Annotated in this window: 18 protein-coding genes; 9 read left to right on the plus strand and 9 right to left on the minus strand. The window is 73.8% G+C overall.

What is annotated here, in order from left to right:
• The first annotated feature begins 2 nt into the window (after positions 1-2).
• Positions 3-449, plus strand: a complete 447-nt coding sequence (locus tag ACIBPB_RS01855; protein ID WP_396837744.1) for a DoxX family membrane protein — start codon at positions 3-5, stop codon at positions 447-449.
• 15 nt (positions 450-464) lie between these two features.
• Here the strand turns inward: ACIBPB_RS01855 and ACIBPB_RS01860 are convergent, their stop codons facing one another.
• Entirely contained in the window at positions 465-2,087 is a 1,623-nt protein-coding gene (locus ACIBPB_RS01860; RefSeq protein ID WP_396837745.1) for a DHA2 family efflux MFS transporter permease subunit, read from the minus strand.
• A 134-nt stretch (positions 2,088-2,221) separates the two neighbouring features.
• On the opposite strand from ACIBPB_RS01860, the gene ACIBPB_RS01865 reads away from it, so the two are divergent.
• The 4 genes from ACIBPB_RS01865 to ACIBPB_RS01880 are packed head-to-tail and all read left to right on the plus strand — an operon-like array spanning position 2,222 to position 7,004.
• Complete coding sequence (locus ACIBPB_RS01865) at positions 2,222-2,659, plus strand: MarR family winged helix-turn-helix transcriptional regulator (protein WP_396838158.1); 438 nt, start codon at positions 2,222-2,224, stop codon at positions 2,657-2,659.
• A gap of 60 nt (positions 2,660-2,719) precedes the next feature.
• Complete coding sequence (locus tag ACIBPB_RS01870) at positions 2,720-3,241, plus strand: MarR family winged helix-turn-helix transcriptional regulator (protein ID WP_396838159.1); 522 nt, start codon at positions 2,720-2,722, stop codon at positions 3,239-3,241.
• Positions 3,235-4,968, plus strand: a complete 1,734-nt coding sequence (locus ACIBPB_RS01875; protein ID WP_396837746.1) for an ABC transporter ATP-binding protein — start codon at positions 3,235-3,237, stop codon at positions 4,966-4,968. Before ACIBPB_RS01870 ends, ACIBPB_RS01875 begins: the two co-directional genes overlap by 7 nt.
• Positions 4,965-7,004 carry an ABC transporter ATP-binding protein gene (locus ACIBPB_RS01880; protein ID WP_396837747.1) on the plus strand — a complete coding sequence of 680 codons (2,040 nt, stop codon included), beginning with the start codon at positions 4,965-4,967 and terminating at the stop codon, positions 7,002-7,004. Before ACIBPB_RS01875 ends, ACIBPB_RS01880 begins: the two co-directional genes overlap by 4 nt.
• Before the next feature lie 154 nt (positions 7,005-7,158).
• Here the strand turns inward: ACIBPB_RS01880 and thrS are convergent, their stop codons facing one another.
• On the minus strand, positions 7,159-8,376 hold the full coding sequence (gene thrS, locus ACIBPB_RS01885; protein WP_396837748.1) for a threonine--tRNA ligase: 1,218 nt from the start codon (positions 8,374-8,376) through the stop codon (positions 7,159-7,161).
• A gap of 493 nt (positions 8,377-8,869) precedes the next feature.
• Here thrS and ACIBPB_RS01890 point away from each other — a divergent pair, with 493 nt between their 5' ends.
• Together ACIBPB_RS01890 and ACIBPB_RS01895 are read left to right on the plus strand one after the other, a co-directional pair.
• On the plus strand, positions 8,870-9,493 hold the full coding sequence (locus ACIBPB_RS01890) for a DedA family protein (RefSeq protein WP_396837749.1): 624 nt from the start codon (positions 8,870-8,872) through the stop codon (positions 9,491-9,493).
• Between the two features lie 191 nt (positions 9,494-9,684).
• Positions 9,685-10,362 (plus strand): DUF998 domain-containing protein, encoded by a 678-nt coding sequence (locus ACIBPB_RS01895; protein WP_396837750.1) that lies wholly within the window; start codon positions 9,685-9,687, stop codon positions 10,360-10,362.
• On the opposite strand, the gene ACIBPB_RS01900 is transcribed toward ACIBPB_RS01895, so the two are convergent.
• Complete coding sequence (locus ACIBPB_RS01900; RefSeq protein WP_357324583.1) at positions 10,340-11,743, minus strand: NAD(P)H-quinone dehydrogenase; 1,404 nt, start codon at positions 11,741-11,743, stop codon at positions 10,340-10,342. The two genes, ACIBPB_RS01895 and ACIBPB_RS01900, sit on opposite strands and share 23 nt — an antisense overlap.
• 156 nt (positions 11,744-11,899) lie before the next feature.
• Here ACIBPB_RS01900 and ACIBPB_RS01905 point away from each other — a divergent pair, with 156 nt between their 5' ends.
• Positions 11,900-12,355, plus strand: a complete 456-nt coding sequence (locus ACIBPB_RS01905; RefSeq protein WP_046566454.1) for a gamma-glutamylcyclotransferase — start codon at positions 11,900-11,902, stop codon at positions 12,353-12,355.
• A gap of 70 nt (positions 12,356-12,425) precedes the next feature.
• Here ACIBPB_RS01905 and ACIBPB_RS01910 read toward each other — a convergent pair whose 3' ends face one another.
• The 4 genes from ACIBPB_RS01910 to ACIBPB_RS01925 are packed head-to-tail and all read right to left on the minus strand — an operon-like array spanning position 12,426 to position 15,791.
• Complete coding sequence (locus ACIBPB_RS01910) at positions 12,426-13,391, minus strand: GNAT family N-acetyltransferase (protein ID WP_396837751.1); 966 nt, start codon at positions 13,389-13,391, stop codon at positions 12,426-12,428.
• A gap of 38 nt (positions 13,392-13,429) precedes the next feature.
• Complete coding sequence (locus ACIBPB_RS01915) at positions 13,430-14,176, minus strand: hypothetical protein (RefSeq protein WP_396837752.1); 747 nt, start codon at positions 14,174-14,176, stop codon at positions 13,430-13,432.
• Positions 14,177-14,219: 43 nt separating this feature from the next.
• A complete protein-coding gene (locus tag ACIBPB_RS01920) occupies positions 14,220-15,158 on the minus strand; it encodes a hypothetical protein (RefSeq protein ID WP_396837753.1) in 939 nt (312 codons plus the stop codon).
• A gap of 3 nt (positions 15,159-15,161) precedes the next feature.
• Complete coding sequence (locus ACIBPB_RS01925) at positions 15,162-15,791, minus strand: MBL fold metallo-hydrolase (RefSeq protein ID WP_396837754.1); 630 nt, start codon at positions 15,789-15,791, stop codon at positions 15,162-15,164.
• 120 nt (positions 15,792-15,911) lie between these two features.
• Here ACIBPB_RS01925 and ACIBPB_RS01930 point away from each other — a divergent pair, with 120 nt between their 5' ends.
• Positions 15,912-16,922, plus strand: a complete 1,011-nt coding sequence (locus ACIBPB_RS01930) for a DUF4349 domain-containing protein (protein ID WP_396837755.1) — start codon at positions 15,912-15,914, stop codon at positions 16,920-16,922.
• On the opposite strand, the gene ACIBPB_RS01935 is transcribed toward ACIBPB_RS01930, so the two are convergent.
• Both ACIBPB_RS01935 and ACIBPB_RS01940 read right to left on the minus strand, forming a co-directional pair.
• Positions 16,879-18,138, minus strand: a complete 1,260-nt coding sequence (locus ACIBPB_RS01935; protein WP_396837756.1) for an amidohydrolase — start codon at positions 18,136-18,138, stop codon at positions 16,879-16,881. The two genes, ACIBPB_RS01930 and ACIBPB_RS01935, sit on opposite strands and share 44 nt — an antisense overlap.
• 684 nt (positions 18,139-18,822) lie before the next feature.
• Positions 18,823-20,406, minus strand: coding sequence for a methylmalonyl-CoA mutase (locus ACIBPB_RS01940; RefSeq protein ID WP_396837757.1), 1,584 nt, complete (start codon positions 20,404-20,406; stop codon positions 18,823-18,825).
• Positions 20,407-20,514 lie beyond the last annotated feature (108 nt).

Here is a 20,514-nt window from a genome sequence, read left to right on the forward strand (position 1 = left end):
TCGTGGCACCCCTCATCGCACTTCTCACCGGCACCGCACTGGCCCGGGTCGCCGGCCTGCTCGGCGTGGACGCGCTGGACGGGTGGCACCCCGCCCTGCGGGTCGGGCTGGCGCTGATGTTCCTGTTGACCGGCGTGGCGCACTTCGCGTCCCGCCGGGCCGACCTGATCGCCATGGTCCCGCCCGCACTGCCCCGGCCCGACCTGCTGGTCACGCTCACCGGCGTGCTGGAGCTGGGCGGCGCGCTCGCCCTGCTGCCACCGGCCACCGCGCGCTGGGCGGCGGCCGGGCTGGCGCTGCTGATGCTGGCCATGTTCCCGGCGAACGTGTCGGCCGCCCGCCGCCGGCTCACCCTCGCCGGCCGGCCGGTGACCCCGCTGGGCGCGCGCACCGCGCTCCAGATCGTCTTCGTGGCCGCCGCGGTGGCGGTCGCCGTGGGCGACGCATGACCCGGGCGGCCGGGGTCACACCCGGGCGGGTTCCGTCCCCGCCGCCGATGCGTCCCCGGCCTCCTCGGCGCGTACCCTCGGCAGCCGCAGGCAGGCCATGAGACCGACCAGCAGGAACCCGGCCGCCGCGAAGGCGGCGTAGCGGGTGGCGTCGGAGAAGGCCTGCTTCGCGTCCTCGGCGATCGGCGCGGTACGCGGGTCCGCCGCCAGCCCGTTGATCGCCGCGCCGGCGCTCTCCTTGACCGCGCTCACCACCTGGTCCCGCTGCGCGGGGCTGAGGTCCGGACGGTCGGCCAGGCGGTCGCCCAACAACCCGCCGAGACCGGCGAAGAGCACGGTGCCGAGCACCGCGATGCCGAGCGCCGAGCCGACCTGCCGGGCGGTGCTCTGCAACCCCGACCCCTGGCCGCTGCGCCGGACCGGCACCTCGGACAGGGACACGCCGGTGAGCTGCGCGGTGGCCAGGCCGACGCCGGCGCCGTAGACGAAGAGGAACGCCAGCGGCGCCCACCAGCGGGTGTCCGGGGCGACCACGAACCCCAGCCCGGCGACGCCGACCAGTTCGGCGGCGACGCCGAGCTGGACCGCCCGGGGCGCGCCCCAGCGCCGGGCCAACGGGGTGACCATGCCGCTGGCCAGGAAGCTGCCGAGGGCGAGCGGCAACAGCGCCAGGCCGGTCCGGAAGGCGCTGTAGCCGAGCACGTTCTGGAACCACAGCGGCAACGCGAAGAGCAGGCCGAACTCGCCCAGGCTCACGATCGCGGCGGCCAGGATGCCGTTGCGGAACGAGCGGATGCCGAACAGCGACAGGTCGAGCAGCGCGGGGCGGCCGGCCCGGTTGCGGCGTACCTGGTGGGCCAGGAAGACCCCGAGCGCGACGAGCCCCACCAGCGCGGCCACCGGCACCGGCGAGATGCCGGCGGTCCAGTCCAGCCCGAACAGGTGGAACGGCCGCTCCCGCTCCCACCAGCCGTAGGTGCGGCCCTCGATCAGCGCGAAGACCACGCCGGTCATGCCGATGACGGAGAGCAGCGCGCCGATCAGGTCCAGGCCACGCTCGGCGCGCTCGTCGCGGGATTCGGCGACCAGCACCAGCGTCGCCACGATCACGGCCAGGCTGACCGGGACGTTGATGCCGAACGCCCAGCGCCAGGAGTACGTGGTGGTGAGCCAGCCGCCGAGCAGCGGTCCGAGCGCGGCCGCACCACCGATCGTGGAACCCCAGACGGCGAAGGCGATGCCCTTCTCCCGGCCGGTGAAGTTGGCGTTGAGCAGGGAGAGCGAGGTGGGCAGCATCATCGCGCCGCCGATGCCCTGGAGCACCCGGGAGGCGATCAGCGTCTCGCCGGAGCCGGCGAGCGCCGCGAGCACGCTGGCCACCACGAACACGGTGACCCCGACGAGGAACATCCGCCGCCGCCCAGACCGGTCCGCGAATCGGCCGGCGACCAGCAGCAACGCGGCGAAGACCAGGGTGTACGCCTCCTGCACCCACTGCGCGTCGGTGGAGGTGATGTCGAGGTCCCGGATGATCTGCGGCACCGCGACGTTCACGATGGTGGCGTCCACGATGATCATCGCTACGCCGAGGCTGATGGCCAGCAGCCCGAACCAGCGTCCGCGCCCGTTGCCGCGCATGGCTCCCCCTCTTGTTAGCTAGATTTTCTAGCTACCCGAGATGCTAGCTTTATCCCGTGGAAGGGCTGCCGTCAACCGGAGGGGCCGCGCGGGCCGCGCCGCCGAGCAGCGAGGCCGCCCGGGCGCTCCGCGAGATGCTGCGGATCGCCGGGGACACCCGGGCCGCGCTGGCCCGCCGACTGGGCATCGGCGCCACCGACGCGGCCGCCATCGACCACCTGGTCTCCAGCCCCGAGCCGCTGGGCCCGGTCGAGTTGGGCAACCGGCTCGGCATCCGGTCCGCCTCGGCCACCGCCCTGGTCGACCGGCTGGTGCAGGCGGGGCACGTCGCCCGGACCCCGCACCCGCACGACCGCCGGCGGCTCAGCCTCCAGGTGACCGAGGGCGCGGTCGGCGAGGTGCTGGAGGCGCTGCGGCCCATGCTGGTCGGCGTCGATCGGGCGGTTGCCCGGCTCACCCCCGAGCAGGCCGAGGCCACCGCCGCGTTCCTGCGGGAGGTGGCCCAGGTGATGCGGGACTACGTCGCCGACACGCCGGACGAGCCGCCGGGGAGCCGCGCCGACCGCGGCTGACGGGTTTCCGAAATTAGTTTGGGCCCTGACGGTCTGGGAGCTAACCTAGCGCCCGTGAACATGGGACCCCTCGTCCGCTTCCCCGACGCGCTGCACCACGCGCCGCTCGGCCGGCTGCTCTCCATCGCCGGCCACGTGGTCGAGCAGCACTGGGGGCGCTACCTCGCCGAACACCACGGCCTCACCTCGGCCGGCATGCGGGTGCTGCTCGTCCTGCTCCGCGCCGGCGACAGCAGTCACCGGGAAATGGCGGAGCGTTGCTTCGTCCGGCCGGCTACCCTCACCGGCATCGTCGACACGCTCGAACGCGACGGCTTCGTCACCCGCCAGCGGGACCCGAACGACCGGCGCAGCGTCCAACTCACGCTGACCGACAAGGGGCGCGAGCGTGCCCTCGCCATCATCGATCTGATCCACAGCGACCGCCCGCTCACCTCGGTCGACGCCGACCCGGCGAAGAAGACGGTGATCCGCGAGTTCCTGATCGAAGTCATCACGTCCATGTCCGACGGGGAGGTTCGCCGGTTGAACCGGGACAGCGAGTCCACCACCGAGACGCCATCGGGGAGCAGTCCGTGCTGATCCGCCTACTCCGCACCCACCTCCGGCCGTACCGGGGGCCGCTGGCCGCAGTGGTGGCCTTCCAGTTCGTCGGCACGCTGGCCTCGCTCTACCTGCCGAGCCTCAACGCCGACATCATCGACCGGGGCGTCGCCCTCGGCGACACCGACCAGATCCTGCGTACCGGCGGCTGGATGCTGCTGGTCAGCCTGCTCCAGATCGCCTGTTCGATCGCCGCCGTCTACCTGGGCGCGCGGACCGCGATGAGCTTCGGCCGGGACGTGCGGGGCGCGATCTTCCACCACGTCAACCGGTTCTCCGCCCGCGAGGTGGCCCACTTCGGCGCCCCCTCGCTGATCACCCGCAACACCAACGACGTCCAGCAGGTGCAGATGCTCGTGCTGCTCAGCTGCACGATGCTGGTCGCCGCGCCGATCATGAGCGTCGGCGGGGTGGTGATGGCGCTGCGCGAGGACGTCGGGCTCTCCTGGCTGATGCTGGTGAGCGTGCCGGTCCTGGCGGTCGCGCTGGGCCTGCTCACCCGCCGGATGGTGCCGGCCTTCCGGCTCATGCAGACCCGGATCGACACGGTCAACCGGGTGCTGCGCGAGCAGATCACCGGCATCCGGGTGGTCCGCGCCTTCGTCCGCGAGCCGTACGAGACGAAGCGCTTCGGGGTCGCGAACGCCGACCTGACCGCGACCGCCCTGCGGATCGGCCGGCTCCAGGTGCTGATCTTCCCCACCGTGATGCTGGTGCTCAACGTCTCCAGCGTGGCGGTGCTCTGGTTCGGCGCCGGCCGGGTCGACTCCGGTCAGATCGAGATCGGCGCCCTCACCGCCTTCCTCCAGTACCTGATGCAGATCCTGATGGCGGTCATGATGGCCACCTTCATGCTGATGATGGTGCCCCGCGCGGCGGTCTGCGCCGAGCGCATCGTCGAGGTGCTGGACACCGACTCCTCGGTGGTGCCGCCGGCCCGGCCGGTGACCGAGGTGACCGGCCACGGCGAGCTGGAGTTGCGCGGGGTCGGCTTCCAGTACCCGGGCGCCAGCGCCCCGGTGCTGCACGACATCTCGTTCCGGGCCGGGCCCGGCCGCACCACCGCGATCATCGGGTCCACCGGCGCGGGCAAGACCACCCTGCTCACCCTGATCCCCCGGCTGGTCGACCCGACCGTCGGCGCGGTCCTGGTCGACGGCGTGGACGTCCGGGAGCTGGCCGCCGAGGAGCTGTGGCGGCGGATCGGGCTGGTGCCCCAGCGGCCGTACCTGTTCACCGGCACGGTGGCCAGCAACCTGCGCTACGGCAACCCGGACGCCACCGACGCCGACCTCTGGGCGGCGCTCGAGATCGCCCAGGCCCGCGACTTCGTGGCGGAGATGCCGGGCGGGCTGGAGGCGCCGATCGCGCAGGGCGGCACCAACGTCTCCGGCGGGCAGCGGCAGCGGCTGGCCATCGCGCGCGCGCTGGTCCGCAAGCCGGAGATCTACCTCTTCGACGACTCGTTCTCCGCGCTCGACCTCGGCACCGACGCCCGGCTGCGGGCCGCGCTCAAGCCGGTCACCGCGGACGCGGCGGTGGTGATCGTGGCCCAGCGGGTCTCCACGATCGTCGACGCCGACCAGATCATCGTGCTCGAGGACGGCGGCATCGTCGGGATGGGCCGGCACGACGAGCTGGTACAGACCTGTCCCACGTACGCCGAGATCGTGGCGTCCCAGCAGACCGCGGAGGTGGCCGCATGACGGCCGTGCAGGAGAAGGAGTCGCCGAAGCGGCTGCCACCCGGCGGCCGGCGCGGCGGCCCGCCGCACATGAGCATGGGCATGCCCGCCGAGAAGGCGATGAACTTCGGGCCGTCCGCCCGCCGGCTGCTGGCCCGGCTGCGGCCGCACCGGGCGCGGATCAGCGCGGTAGTCGCGCTGGCCGTGGCCAGCGTCACGCTCAGCGTGATCGGGCCCAAGGTGCTCGGGCACGCCACCGACATCATCTTCAGCGGGCTGATCGGCCGGCGGCTGCCCGCCGGCACGACCGTCGAGCAGGCGGCGGCCGCCGCCCGGGCGGCCGGCAACGAGAACTTCGCCGACATGCTGGCCCGGATGGACGTGGTGCCCGGCGTCGGCATCGACTTCGACCGGCTGGGCTCGGTGCTGGCCCTGGCGGTGCTCCTCTACCTGGGCGCGAGCGTGCTCATGTGGGCGCAGGGCTGGCTGCTCAACGACGTCGTGCAGGGGGCCGTGCTGCGGCTGCGGGCCGACGTGGAGGACAAGCTCAACCGGCTGCCGCTGCCCTACTTCGACCGGCAGCCCCGCGGTGAGCTGCTCAGCCGGGTCACCAACGACATCGACAACATCTCGCAGACCCTCCAGCAGACGCTGAGCCAACTGCTCAACGCGCTGCTCACGGTCGTCGGCGTACTCATCATGATGGTCTGGATCTCGCCGCTGCTGGCCCTGGTGGCCCTCGTGGCGGTGCCGCTGTCGGTGGTGGTCACCAGCCAGATCGCGAAGCGCTCGCAGCGCAAGTTCATCGCCCAGTGGAAGCACACCGGCGAGCTGAACGGCCAGATCGAGGAGGCGTACACCGGGCACGAGCTGGTGAAGGTCTTCGGCCGGCAGAAGGAGGTGGAGGCCGCCTTCCGGGCCAAGAACGACGAGCTGTTCCAGGCCAGCTTCGGCGCGCAGTTCGTCTCCGGGATCATCATGCCGGCGATGTTCTTCATCGGGAACCTCAGCTACGTGGCGATCGCCGTGGTCGGCGGTCTCCGGGTCGCCTCGGGTTCGGCGAGCCTCGGTGACGTGCAGGCCTTCATCCAGTACTCCCGCCAGTTCACCCAGCCGCTGACCCAGGTGGCCTCGATGGCCAACCTGCTCCAGTCCGGGGTGGCGTCGGCCGAGCGGGTCTTCGCGGTGCTCGACGCCGACGAGCAGAGCCCGGAGCCGGCCGAGCCGGCCCGGATCGCCGAACCGCACGGCCGCGTCGAGTTCGAGCACGTCTCCTTCCGGTACGCCCCGGACACCCCGCTCATCGACGACCTGTCCCTGGTCGCCGAGCCGGGCCACACGGTGGCCATCGTCGGCCCGACCGGGGCCGGCAAGACCACCCTGGTCAACCTGGTCATGCGCTTCTACGAGCTGGACGCCGGCCGGATCACGCTGGACGGGGTGGACATCACCACGCTGCGCCGCGACGAGCTGCGCGGCCGGATCGGCATGGTGCTCCAGGACACCTGGCTCTTCGGCGGCACCATCCGGGACAACATCGCGTACGGCCGGCCGGACGCCACCGAGGAGGAGATCCTCGCCGCGGCCCGGGCCACCTTCGTGGACCGCTTCGTGCGCAGCCTTCCCGACGGGTACGACACCGTGATCGACGAGGAGGGCAGCAACGTCAGCGCCGGTGAGAAGCAGCTCATCACCATCGCCCGGGCCTTCCTGGCCGAGCCGTCGCTGCTGATCCTCGACGAGGCGACCAGCTCGGTGGACACCCGCACGGAGGTGCTGCTCCAGCGGGCCATGGCGGCGCTGCGCTCGGACCGGACCAGCTTCGTCATCGCCCACCGGCTCTCCACCATCCGGGACGCCGACCTGATCCTCATGATGGAGCAGGGCCGGATCGTCGAGCAGGGCACCCACGACCAACTCCTCGCCGCCGACGGCGCGTACGCCCGGCTGTACCGGTCGCAGTTCACCGGCGCGGCGGTCGACGAGGAGGCCACCGGGCCGGTGCCGGCGGCCCGGCCGGGCGGGTCCCGACCGGCGGCGGCGCCGGCCGGGAGCTGACGTGCCCGCCACCGGCCCGGCACCGGCTCCCCGCCCCGACGGTGGGGAGCCGGTGCCGGGGTGCCGGCCGCCGGGCGGCGCCCCGGGGCGCGCGGCCCCGGTCGACGGGCCCCGGCGGGTCGGGGGCGGCCCCGCCGGCCCGGGGAGCCGCCGCTCAGCCGGGCGGGAGGAGGTCCGCCGAGCGGGCCGCCACCACCGCGCCGATCAGGTCCAGCGCGGCCGCGGCCGGCATCGGGTCGAGCCGGCGCCCGTCGCGCAGGCGCAGGGCGACCGACCCGTCGGCCGCCTCCCGGTCCCCGACCACCCCGAGGTACGGCACCCGGCGGCGGGCCGCGTCGCGGATCCGGGCGCCCAGCGAACCGGCCCGGTCGACCTCCACCCGCAGCCCGGCCGCCTCGCCCCGGCGGGCCACCGCGTCGGCGGCGTCCACCTGCCCGTCGTCGACCGGGAGCAGCAGCAGCTGCACCGGGGCGTACCAGGCGGGGAAGGCGCCGGCGTGCGCCTCGATCAGGTACGCGAAGAGCCGTTCCATGCTCCCCACCAGGCTGCGGTGCACCATCACCGGCCGCAGCCGGCTGCCGTCGGGCCCGGTGTACGACAGGTCGAACCGCTCCGGCTTGTCGAAGTCGAGCTGGACGGTGGAGATGGTGGACTCCCGGCCGGCCGGATCGACGATCTGAATGTCGATCTTCGGGCCGTAGAAGGCCGCCTCACCGGGCGCCTCGGTGACCGCCGCCCCGTCGAGCGCGGCGCGGAGCAACTCCTCGGCCCGCGCCCACTGGGCGTCGTCACCGGCGTACTTCTCCCCCGGCCCGCGCAGCGACAGCCGGTACCCGGCCGGCCGGACGCCGAGCGCGGCGTGCGCCTCCCGGATCAGCCGGAGGATCTCGCGCACCTCGTCGCCGACCTGGTCCAGCGCGCAGAAGTTGTGCGCGTCGTTGAGCGAGATGGCCCGCACCCGGGACAGCCCGCCGAGCACCCCGGAGCGTTCCGCCCGGTACATCCCGCCGATCTCGGCGATCCGCAGCGGCAGCTCCCGATAGGAGCGGCCCCGGGCCCGGAAGACCAGCGCGTGGTGCGGGCAGAGCGCCGGGCGGAGCACGAACTCGTCGTCGGCGCTCAGCCGCATCGGCGGGAACATGTCGTCGGCGAAGTAACCGAGGTGCCCGGAAAGCTCGAACAGCTCCCGTTTGCCCAGCGGCGGCGAGTAGACGTGCCGGTAGCCGGCCCGGCGCTCCAGGTCCCGCACGTACTCCTCGACGGCGTGCCGGGCGGCGGCGCCCGCCGGCAGCCAGATCGGCAGCCCGGCGCCCGCCAGCGGGTCCGAGACGAACAGCTCCAGCTCCCGGCCGAGCCTGCGGTGGTCGATCATGTCGCTCTCCTTGATCGGGTACGACCCGGAGGCGACCTGGTCCGGAACGCCGCGAGGCCCCGGGGCGGTTCGCCCCGGGGCCTCGTCGACGGTTACGTCAGTGCGGCGCGCCGGGGATTCCCGGCGTCGTGGTCACCACCGCGCTGCGCATGCGACGACGGTACGCGCGCCGGCACGGCTCGCGCAGCTGGAATTCGGGAGGTAGGGGCGGGTCGCCGGCACGGGACCTGCCGGCGACCCGCGGCGACCCGGCCGTCAGGAACGGGGGGCCCGACGCCCGCGGGGTCGCGCGCCGACAACGGTACGCCGGGAACGGCCGTCCCGCCGCCCCTCGGCGTCCCGCCCGGCGGTCACGTCCGGCCGCCCCGGGTCGTCCTGACCAGGTGGCCGAGGGGTGTCGGCGGTCACCGCGGGGCGGGCCTGTCCGCGGTGACGCCGGACATGCCGTCAGGCTCAGTGCAGTCGAACGGGGGGATCCGGCGAGGTGGCGGTCATGGCCCAACTCATCTCTGAGATGGCGTCGCCCACCTGGGCGTACGCCGTGCTGCTGGCGTTGCTGATCGCCGACGCGTTCGTGCCGGTCGTGCCCACCCAGCTCGTGATGATCACCAGCGGTGCGCTTACCGTGTACGGCGGCCTGAGCCTGCCGCTCACCATCCTGGTCGGCGCGCTCGGCGTCTTCGCCGGTGACGTCGCCTGCTACCTGCTGGGTCGGGGCGCGCCGGACCGCCGGCCGCGCCGGCCGGGGGCGCGGGTCGGCCGGGCCCGCCGTGCCGCCGCCCGGGTCACCCGGGGCCTGCGCGAACCGGGACCGCTGGTCATCCTCCTCTGCCGCTTCGTACCGGGCGGCCGGATGGCGGCCTGCTTCTCGGCCGGGCGCAGCCGCTACCCGTACCGGCTCTTCCTGCCCTACGAGGCGGCCGCCGCGCTGTCCTGGGCCAGCTACGGCACGCTGGTCGGCCATCTCGGCGGGGCGGCGTTGACCCACTCGGCGTGGCGGCTGCTGCTGATCGGCGGCATCGCGGCGGCCGGGTTCGCGGCGGCCGGCTGGGCGATGACCGCGATCAGCGCCCGCACCGGCCGTACCGAGACCCCGGTCGAGGTCCCGGCCGACTGACCGGCCGGCAACCCCTCGCGCGTCCGGCCAGCGGCAGAGTTGGTACCTGACGGCCCGGATCGGGAACATCCAGCTGAACGTCGCCTGACCACCCCCGCGCCCCGGGTCCGGACCTCTAGGGGGCGACCCGGGGATGGAAGTGGGTGGCCGGCCCGGATCCGTTTCGGGTGCCGGCGGCGACAGGCTGAGGCATGCGTGAAAACCGGACGATCGGGCTGTTGGCCCTCGGCGGGATCGCCCTGGCGGCGGTGCTCGCGGTGATCGGTCACCTCGAGGTGAACGACGACCTGAACCCCTGGTCGTTGACCGTCAGCGACTACGCCGTCTCGGACCGGGGCGGGGTCATCGACGTGGCCATGGCGCTGCTCGCCGGGGCCACCGCCGTACTCCTGCCGAGCCTGCGCCGGACCGGCGTGGCGCGGCCCGCGCTGGCCCTGCTCGCGGCGTGGTCGGCCGGTCTGGTGGCCGCCGCCGTGATACCCACCAACGAGCCCGGCCTGCCCATGGACACCGCCGCCTACGTGCACCGGTACGCCTCGGTGGTGGCCTTCCTCGCCCTGCCGCTGGCCGGCTGGCTGCTCGCCCGGCGGCTCGGCGGCCGGGCCGCCGGCTGGCTGCGCGGGCTCACCGTCACCAGCCTGCTGCTCGCCGCCGCCATGATCTGGTCCGCCTACCCCGGCGACCGGGTCCTGATCGGTCTCGCCGAACGCCTGCTCGTGCTGGCCGAGGTGGCCCTGCTCGCGGTCGTCGCGGCCACGCTGGTGCGGCGCGGGGGCGGCGTGCCGGCGGCGCCCCGGGTCGGGAAGCAGCCCCACCCGGCCGGCGCCGCGCCGCGCGGGCGCGACCTCACTCCAGCTCGTGCAGCATGAGCTGGCGGGCGGCCTCGGTGATCGAACCCGACAGCGACGGGTAGATGGTGATGGTCTGGGCCAGCTCGTTGACGGTGAGGTTGTTCTCCACCGCCATGGTGATCGGCAGGATCAGCTCGCTGGCCTTCGGCGCCACCACCACGCCGCCGATCACCTGGCCGCTGGCCGGCCGGCAGAAGAGCTTCACGAAGCCGTCGGCCAGATCGTCCATCTTCGCCCGGGCGTTGCCGGACAGCGGCAGCATCACCTGGCGGGCCGGAACCTTGCCGGCGTCCACCTCGTCCTGCGAGACGCCGACGGTGGCCAGCTCCGGGTCGGTGAAGACGTTCGCCGCGACGGTACGCAGCCGCAGCGGACGGACCGCCTCGCCGAGCGCGTGCCACATGGCGATCCGCCCCTGCATGGCGGCGACGCTGGCCAGCGGCAGCACCCCGGTGCAGTCGCCGGCCGCGTAGATGCCGGGGACGTTGGTGCGGGAGACCCGGTCGACCGTGACGTAACCGCCCCGGGCCAGCTCGACGCCGTACTCGGCGAGGCCCAGGTTGGCGGTGTTGGGAATCGAGCCGACCGCGATCAGCGCGTGCGAGCCGGCCACCACCCGGCCGTCGCCGAGCACCACCTCGACGCCGTCGCCGACCCGGCGCACCGCCTCGGCCCGGGAGTTGTTCAGGATGGTCATGCCCCGGTTGCGGAACACCCGCTCGATCGCCGAGGCCGCGTCGGCGTCCTCGTGCGGCATGACCCGGTCCCGGCTGGAGACCAGGGTGACCGGCACCCCCATCGCCAGGTACGCGCTGGCGAACTCGGCGCCGGTCACGCCGGAGCCGACCACGATCAGGTGCTCGGGCAGCTCCGGCAGGTCGTACACCTGGCGCCAGGTGAGGATCCGCTCGCCGTCCGGCACGGCGGTGGGCAGCTGGCGCGGGGTGGCGCCGGTGGCGATCAGCACGGTGGACGCGGCGATCGCGTACTCCGCGCCGCCGCCGGCCGGCGTCACGTTCACCCGGTGGGTGTGGCCGAGGGTGTCCTCGCCGAGCCGGGCCGTCCCGGCCACGAACTCGACGCCGGCCTTGACCAGCTTGTCGTGGATGTCGGCGGACTGGGCCAGGGCGAGCCGCTTCACCCGCTCGTGCACCGCGCGGGCGTCGACGGTCACCGCCTCCAGGCCGTCGGAGTCCACCCCGAACTCCTCGGTGTCCCGGTAGCCGGTGACCACCTGGGAGCTGGCGATGAAGGTCTTCGACGGGACGCAGTCGGAGAGCACGCAGGCGCCGCCGGCGCCCTCGGCCTCGACCACGGTGACATCAGCGTCCAGCTGGGCGGCGACCAGCGCCGCCTCGTACCCGGCCGGCCCCCCGCCGATGATCACGATCTGGCTCACAGGGCAATCCTTTCGTTCGCGACTGCGGGGCTCCGCTCCGCTGCGCTCACCGCGCTCGCCCCTCGTCAGTGCTCACAGTGACTTTCTTCTCCCCATCGCGCTCGACACGCACCGTCGTATTCTCCCCCACCGGCCGGCCGGGCTATCGTCATCGCCGTGCGTCTGTACGCCGCCTATGGCTCAAACCTGGATCCCGCCCGCATGCGTGCCTACTGTCCGCATTCGCCGATGGTGGGTACCGGCTGGCTGGAGGGGTGGCGGCTCACCTTCGCGGGCGAGGACGTGATCGGCTGGGAAGGCTCGGTCAGCACCGTGGTCGAGTCCCCGGGCGACCGGGTCTTCGTGGCGCTCTACGACATCCACCCGTACGACGCCGCCCAGCTCGACGAGATCGAGGGCGTGACCGCCGAGACGTACCGCCGGCTGACCGTCCGGGTCTCGACGCTGGACGGGGACGTGACCGCCTGGGTCTACGTCTTCGACGGGTACGAGGGTGGCCTGCCGACCTCGTGGTACCTGTCGGAGATCGCGAACGCGGCCGAGAAGGCGGGCGCGCCGGACGACTACGTCACCGAGCTGCGGTCCCGCCCCACGGGCACCGCGTCGGCCTAGCCGATTTCTCACGCCACCGAGTCTGCCCCGGCCGGGATCCCGGCCGGCCGGCGGCCCCGGCGGGGGTCGCCTATCCCACAGTCCGGGCGGGGACACTCCGGTCGTACATGTCGGTCCAGCGCGTCTCGACCAGCCCCACCGACCGGTAGAGGGTGACCGGGGTGGTCGGGTTGGCCAGGTCGACGCCGAGCCCGGCCCCGGTCCGGCCCTTGGCCGCGTAGACCGCGAAGGCCCGGCGCAGCAGCGCCGCCCCGACCCCGCGCCGGCGGTACGCGGGCAGCACCGACAGCGTCCGGACCCAGCCCAGATCCTGGTCGAGGGCCTGGTCGGAGGATTGCAGGGCACCGGCCGGCGCGCCGTCGACCTCGGCCAGGAACCACTCGTCCCAGATCTTGCCGTACGACGGCAGCTGCGACCGCCACTGCTCGAAGTCGACCGGCTCGTAGTCCGGGGTGTCCCGGAACGCGGTGTCGAAGATCCGGTGGAACAGCCGCAGGTCGGCCTCGTCGTCGGCGTTCACGGTCCGGATGGTCACCCCGGGCGGGGGCGCCGGCTCGGCGGGCAGGTCGGCCAGCGACCGGCTCATCCGGATGTACCGCTTGATCCGGGTGAAGCCCGCCTCGGCCAGCTCCGCCGCCCAGCGGGTCTCCGGGGCGAAGACGGCGGTGCGGGTGGTGAGGGCGGGCAGGCCGCGCTCGGCGGCCCGCTCGGCGACCCGGTCGAGCAGTCGGGCCAGCAGCGGGGCGCGCAGCTCCTCGCCGCGCTCCGGATCGACGTAGACCTCGACGAACTCCCGGCCCACCCCGGTGGGGTTGCTCAGGATCGTCCAGCCCACCGCGGTGCCGTCCGGGTCGGTGACCAGCCAGGAGTCGCGGGTCATGTCGACGAAGGGGGCGGTCAGGGCGTCCCGGACGTCCTCGGCGTCGAAGTCGGGGTAGCCGACGGCGAAGGTGTCGGCGGCGTGCACCACCGCCAGGATCGCGGGCACGTCATCGAGGGTGGGGCGGCGGGCGGTCCAGCCGGCGGGAAGCGTCACGCCGGCGATAGTGGCAGTCCGCCCGGCGGTCGCGCCGCTCATTTTTGTCGGCCGCGTTGGTGCAGCCGGGCGGCGGAGAGCAGGTTGAGCAGCTCCGCCCCCTCGCCGGGGGCGAGCGCCCGGAACGCGACCGAGGCGAGCCGGTCGGTCACCGCCTCCGCCCAGAGCCGCCGTCGCACCAGCGGCCCGACCGGCGGGTACGGGGGTGGCCACCCGCAGGCCGCCGCCCCCGCCTCCCCCTCCGGGCCGGCGAGCACCGCCTCCAGCGGGGTCATCCCGGCGGCCCGGACCGCGAGCAGGTGCGCCCCGGCGAAGTGTTCCCGCAGCAGCAGCAGCCCGACCGCGGCCCGAGCCCCCGGGGAGCGGTCCGGCACCGGCATGGCCCGCCAGGCGGCGAAGAGCGGCATCCCGCTGGCCTCGGCCGCGCCGACGGCGCGTTCCAGCAGGCCGGCCAGGCGGGGCACCCCGGGGGCGTCGCCCAGCCGGTCGGCGCCCCACCGGCAGCACTCGGCCAGGTTCGCCTCGGCCACCGCCAGCGGCCGGACGGTACGCGCCGCCGCGTCCCAGCCGTCGGCGACCGCGTCGGGGGCGATGAAGCCGAGCGCCGCCGCGACGGTCTCGGCGCGGACGTCACCGAGCGCGCCGGCCCGGCCGGTGATGTAGAACGCCCACCCGGAGATGCCGAGCAGCCGGGCCCGGCGCAGCGTCGCCGGACAGCGCGCGAACGCCTCCCCCAACTCCAGCACCAGCGGCTTGCTGGCGGCGGCGACCTGCTCGGGAGTCATCGACGCCGCACCGCCGGGTGTCCACCATGGTCATCCATCACCGTCAGTCTGCCTGCGGACCACCCGCCGCGACATCCCCCTCTTCGGCCGCCAACGCCTCCACTGCGGCCTCGACCTCGCCGGTTCGCCGGCGGGCCGCGCTGACCGACCGTTCGGCGCCGCGACGGGCCAGCTTCGCCCGGCTCAACTCCTGCTCGGCGACGGCCCGCCGGCGTTCCAGCTCGGCCAGTTCGGTCTCGATCCGGTCCAGGGTCGCGACGCCGTCCTGCTCGGCGCGGACCGTCCCGGCCAGTTCCCGCTCGGCCCGGTCCTGGTCCTCGCGGGCCTTCGCCAGCTCACGGTCCAGCGCCCGGCGGCGCTTGGCCCGCTCGGCGCGGGCGGCCCGTTCGGCGGCCCGTTCGTCGCGCGCCCGCCGGTCGCCGGCCCGCTCGGCCGCCCGCTCCGGTACGGGTGGCTCCTCGACCCCGCCGGTGACCAGCCGCAGCTGTGGCCGGGGCACCTCGCCGAAGCCGGCGTAATGGGTGGCGCGGAGCAGCCGGCCGGCGCGGACCTGGTCGGCGACCTCGGTGTCGGAGAGCGCGGCGTTGAGCGTCGCCTCGACCTCGCCCAGCGGCAGCTTGCCGGCCGGCGGGGCGGCGGGTTCGGCGGCGGCCAGCTTGCGTACCTCGGCGACCAGGGCGCCGACCACGGCCCGGCGCTGCGCGGAGAGCTCGCGGAGCCGGCTGCCACGCAGCTCCCGCTGGGCGGAGCGGAGCGACTCGGCGAGCTGGCCCAGGTCGGCGACGAGTTCCGGGCGGCGGATGGCGAGCAGGTTGACCAGCCAGGCGGCCACGGTGGGCCGGCGCAGCTTGCCGATCTCCCGGGCGGTCTTCGGGTCACCGGCGCGGCGGGCCTCGGCGACCGCGGCGTCCCGGGCCGCGACGAACCGGTCCGGTGGCGTGGCGTAGAGCCGCTGGATCAGCTCACGGGACGGGTCGGGCATCGCTCAGGCGTCGATCCGGGTGCCCGGTTCCAGGCGGCGGTAGTCGGTCTTCGACATCGCGGCGTACTGCCGGTCGAGCACCCCGAGGCCGTTGTGGTTGAGCAGCGCGTCGTGCAGCGCGTAGGCGCGGCGCGGGGCGACCGCCCGGATGAAGTCGAGCACCTCGGAGAACTTGTTCCAGGGCGCGTGGATCGGGGCGAAGAGCGTGTCCACCTGGACGTCCTCGGGCACGACCAGGGCGTCGCCCGGGTGGTAGACCACGTCGTTGACCAGGTAGCCCAGGTTCGGGACGACCGGGATGTCCGGGTGGATGACGGCGTGCTGCCCGCCGTAGGCCCGCACCGGCACGCCGGCGGCGGTGAACGACTCGCCGGGCGTGACCACGGTCAGGGTCTCGGCGGCGTCGCCGAGCACGCCGGCCAGCGAGGCGGGTCCGTGGACCGGGATCGGGCGGCGCTCCAGCGCCTGGGTGAGCGCCTCGACGTTCACGTGGTCCGGGTGCTCGTGCGTGATCAGCACCGCGTCCACCCCGTCCAGCGCGGCGGTGTCACTGAAGACACCGGGGTCCACCACGAGCACTCCCCCGTCGTGCTCGATCCGGAGGCAGGAGTGGGCGTACTTGGTGACCTGCATCGTGACTCCTCGATTATCGAATCGTGATGTCCTCGTCGCAGTCTGCCGGAACCGGCGCGGTAGCGCGCCACGTCCGACGTATCGGCTCCGGGTGGGGCCGCGGAGGATCGGAGCGGGGAGATGAGCGTACGAGGAACACGCCGCCGGGGCGCGCTGCTGGCGGCGGTGGGGCTGGCCGCGGTGCTGGCGCTGGCGGGTTGCGGCGCGGACGGCGGGGGCACGGCCACGGATTCGGGGGCCGCGCCGGCCGCGGGCGGCGCCCGGGACGCGGACGCCGGCGCCGATGCCGGCGCGCCGGCCGGCGCGGGCAAGGCGGCACCGGCCGAGAGCGGTGCCGGCGGCGCGGACCTGCGGGTCGACCAGCGGTCCATCATCTACACCGGAACGATGCGGGTCCGGGTGACCGATGTGGAGCGGGCGGCCCGGGAGGCGACCGACCGGGTCCGTACGGCGGGCGGCTTCGTCGGCGGCGACCAGCGCGACAGTGACTCCGCCGACGCCCGGGCGGAGCTGACCCTGCGGGTGCCGGCGGACCGGTTCAGCACCGTCATCGACCAGTTGGCCGGGCTGGGCCGGCAGGAGCAGCGCGAGATCCGCACCCAGGACGTCACCGAGGAGACGGTCGACCTGGACGCCCGGATCGCCACCCAGCGCGCCCGGGTGGCCAGCGCCCGGAACCTGCTGGCCAAGGCCAGCACCATCGGCGACCTGGTGAACCTGGAGAACGAGGTGGGTCGGCGGGAGGCCGACCTGGCGTCGCTGGAGGCGAAGAAGCGCCGGCTGGCCGACCTCACGGCGCTCTCCACCATCACGGTGACCTTCATCGGCCCCGACGCGGCGGCCGCCGAGCCGGAGGAGAAGAGCGAACTGGGTTTCCTGGTCGGGCTGCGCGGCGGGTGGGAGGCGTTCGTCGGCGCGGTACGCGTCGCGCTCACCGTGCTGGGCGCCCTGCTGCCGTTCCTGGTGGTGATCGGGGTGCCGCTGGTGCTGCTGCTGCGCTGGTCGCGCCGGCGGGCACGCCGGACGCCCCCGGCCGGTCCGGCGCCGATGCTGCCGACGCCGGCCGGTCCGGTGGATGGTCCGTCGCCTAGCGGGCCGCCGCCAGTGCCCGCAACGCGGTCTGCACCATGAGGCGTACGCCGACCGGAATGGCGCGCTCGTCCACGTCGAACGAGGCCCGGTGCAGGTCCACATTGGGCCCGTTCCGGCCGACGCCGAGGCGGGCGAGCGCGCCGGGCACGTGCTCCAGATACCAGGAGAAGTCCTCGCCGCCCATGCTCTGCGGGGTCTCCGCGATCCCCTCGGGGCCGAGCGCGGCCGCGGTGGCGGCGGTCAGCACCCCGATGGCGCGGGCGTCGTTGGTGACCGGCGGTCGGCCGCGCAGGTATTCCAGGTCGACCGTGGCCCCGGTCGGGGCGAGCACGTCGCGGACCACCTGAGCCACGATCTTCGGCGCCTTGTCCCAGGTGTCCCGGTCCATCACCCGCAGGGTGCCGGCCGCGCACGCCTCGGAGGGGATGACGTTGTACCGGGTGCCGGCCGAGGCGTGGCCGAACACCAGCAGCAGCCCGCTGTTGGCCGGCACCCGGCGGCTGACCAGGGTCGGCACCTCGGTGACCAGCCGGCCCAGCGCGTCGACCAGGTCGACGGTGAGGTGCGGGCGGGCGGTGTGGCCGCCCGGGCCGGTGAGCCGGACGGTGACGTTGTCGGCGGCGGCGGTGATCGGGCCGACCCGCAGGCCGACCTTGCCGACCGGCAGGTTCGGGTCGCAGTGCACGGCGAAGATCTGCACCACGTCGTCGAGGCCGCCGGCCTCGATGACCTCGAGGGAGCCGCAGGGCAGGATCTCCTCGGCCGGCTGGAAGATGAGCCGGACCCGGCCGTCGAGCTGGCCGAGGTCGGCGAGCTGGGCGAGCAGCATGCCGACGCCGAGCATCACCGAGGTGTGCACGTCGTGGCCGCAGGCGTGGCAGACGCCCTCCACGGTGGAGCGGTACGGCACGTCCTTCGGGTCGCTCAGCGGCAGCGCGTCGATGTCGGCGCGGAGCGCGATCACCGGGCCGTCCGGGCGCCCGTCGATGTCGCAGATGACGCCGTTGCCCTTGGGCAGCAGGCGCGGCTTGAGCCCGGCGAGGGAGAGCTCCCGGTGGACCAGGGCGGCCGTCTCGAACTCCTCGCCCGACAGTTCCGGGTGGGAGTGGATGTGACGGCGGGTGGCGATCAGCCCGGGTACCCGGAGGGCGAGCAGATGGTCCAGCTCGAAGGGCAGGGGTTGGGACCCGGACGGCGGCTCCGGCCAGGACGATGCCAGTGGGCTGCTCGACGGCAGCGTCAACGCACTCGTCACGTCGAATTCTCGATCACTAGAGATGGATGGATCATCAGGGAGAACAGCAGACAGCCTAGACCTCCGTCGGTGACGCTGCGCAACATCTTTCGGGTAGCGATCGGACCGCGCAGCGTCACGAATGCCCTGGTGGGAGGGCTCGAAAATCTGCGGGACAGCAGGTAGATCGCGGTCGAACGCCGTCATCTGCCCCCCACCTCCTACAACGCGTAACCGTTTCAGCGGTCACCAAAACCCGGGCCGTCGTTCCGAATTGTCGCATTAGTCGCGACAATTAACTGGCGCTCGGACAATTGCCCGACAACGCTCGGCGGTCGGGCGGCTCCCGACGGTGACATCCCGGTCCGGAGTGCGACCGGACAGGCTGTCCGTCCCGGTCACCCGAACGACTTACCCGCATTCCGGCCGGCCACTCGGGGCCCGGCGGGTCCGCGTCACACCGTCACCCGGAGTCGCCGGCCGCGCACCCCGGCCCCGGCGTGGGCCGCACTGCCCCTGGGCCGGGTCGAACGGGCCCGGCCGCGTCGCCCGGCAGCCCGCGCCCGGTGGCCGCACCGCCCCCTCGCCCGCGCGCCGGGAGACCACCGACTGTACGCCGGAAAAACCCCGCCTGACCAGGTCGGATACGCGACGGCGGCCCGCACCGGCACGCGTGGGTGCCGGCCGGGCCGCCGGGCTGACGGATCAGAACCGGTCGCTGGGCCGGTACGTCCCCCACACGTCGCGCAGCGTGCCGCAGACCTCGCCGACGGTCGCCCGGGCGCGCAGCGCCTCCTTCATCGGGTAGAGCACGTTGGCGTCGCCCTCGGCGGCCGCCCGCAGCTCCGCCAGCGCCCGCTCGACCGCGCCGGAGTCCCGCTCGGCGCGCAGCTTCGCCAGCCGTTCCGCCTGGGCCGCCTCGATCGTCGGGTCCACCCGCAGCGGCTCGTACGGCTCCTCCTCGTCGATCTGGAACCGGTTGAGCCCGACCACCACCCGCTCGCCGGAGTCGATCTCCTGCGCGATGCGGTACGCGGACTGCTCGATCTCCCGCTTCTGGAAGCCGGCCTCGATGGCGTCCACCGCCGACCCGTGGTCGAAGACCCGCTGCATCAGCTCGTCGGCGGCCGCCTCGATCTCGGCGGTCATCGCCTCCACCACGTACGAGCCGGCGAACGGGTCGACGGTGGCGGTCAGGTCCGTCTCGTACGCCAGCACCTGCTGGGTCCGCAGGGCCAGCCGGGCCGCCTTCTCGGTGGGCAGCGCGATCGCCTCGTCGAAGCTGTTGGTGTGCAGCGACTGGGTGCCGCCGAGCACCGCGCCGAGGCCCTGGACCGCCACCCGGACCAGGTTCACCTCCGGCTGCTGCGCGGTGAGCTGCACGCCCGCGGTCTGGGTGTGGAACCGCAGCATCATCGACTTCGGGTTCTTCGCCCCGAACTCGTCGCGCATCAGCCGGGCCCAGATCCGCCGGGCCGCGCGGAACTTGGCGACCTCCTCCAGCAGCGTGGTGCGGGCCACGAAGAAGAACGACAGCCGGGGGGCGAAGTCGTCCACGGCCAGCCCGGCGGCGAGCGCCGCCCGGACGTACTCCACGCCGTTGGCCAGGGTGAACGCGATCTCCTGCGCGGGCGACGCGCCGGCCTCGGCCATGTGGTAGCCGGAGATGGAGATGGTGTTCCACTTCGGCACCTCCTTGCGGCAGTACGCGAAGGTGTCCGCGACCAGCCGCAGCGAGGGCTTCGGCGGGAAGATGTACGTCCCCCGGGCGATGTACTCCTTGAGGATGTCGTTCTGGATGGTGCCGTTGAGCGCCGAGCCCGGCACCCCGGACTCCTCGGCGACCAGCTGGTAGAGCAGCAGCAGCACCGAGCCCGGCGCGTTGATCGTCATCGACGTGGAGACCTGGTCCAGCGGGATGCCGCCGAACAGCGTGCGCATGTCGTCGAGGGAGTCGATGGCCACGCCCACCTTGCCCACCTCGCCGTGCGCGATCGGGTCGTCGGAGTCGTACCCCATCTGGGTGGGCAGGTCGAAGGCGACCGAGAGACCCATGGTGCCGGCGCGCAGCAGCTGGTGGTAGCGCGCGTTGGACTCGGTGGCGGTGCCGAAGCCGGCGTACTGCCGCATGGTCCACGGGCGGGAGGTGTACATCGTCGGGTAGACCCCGCGGGTGTACGGGAACTCGCCGGGGGCACCGAGCCGCTCCGCCAGCTCCCCGGGCAGGTCCGCCGCGGTGTACACGCCCTTGATCGGGAAGCCCGACTCGCTTTGCCGCCGTTCGCTCATCACCGGATGGTAGGACGCGACGGCACATCGATGAATGAGGGATTGCGCACATCGGGCCCGCGACGGCCGTGGACCCGACGTGAGTACCTGGCCACATACGGTCGAGTA

It is taken from the genome of Micromonospora sp. NPDC049836 (genome assembly GCF_044465125.1).
Lineage (GTDB): Bacteria > Actinomycetota > Actinomycetes > Mycobacteriales > Micromonosporaceae > Micromonospora.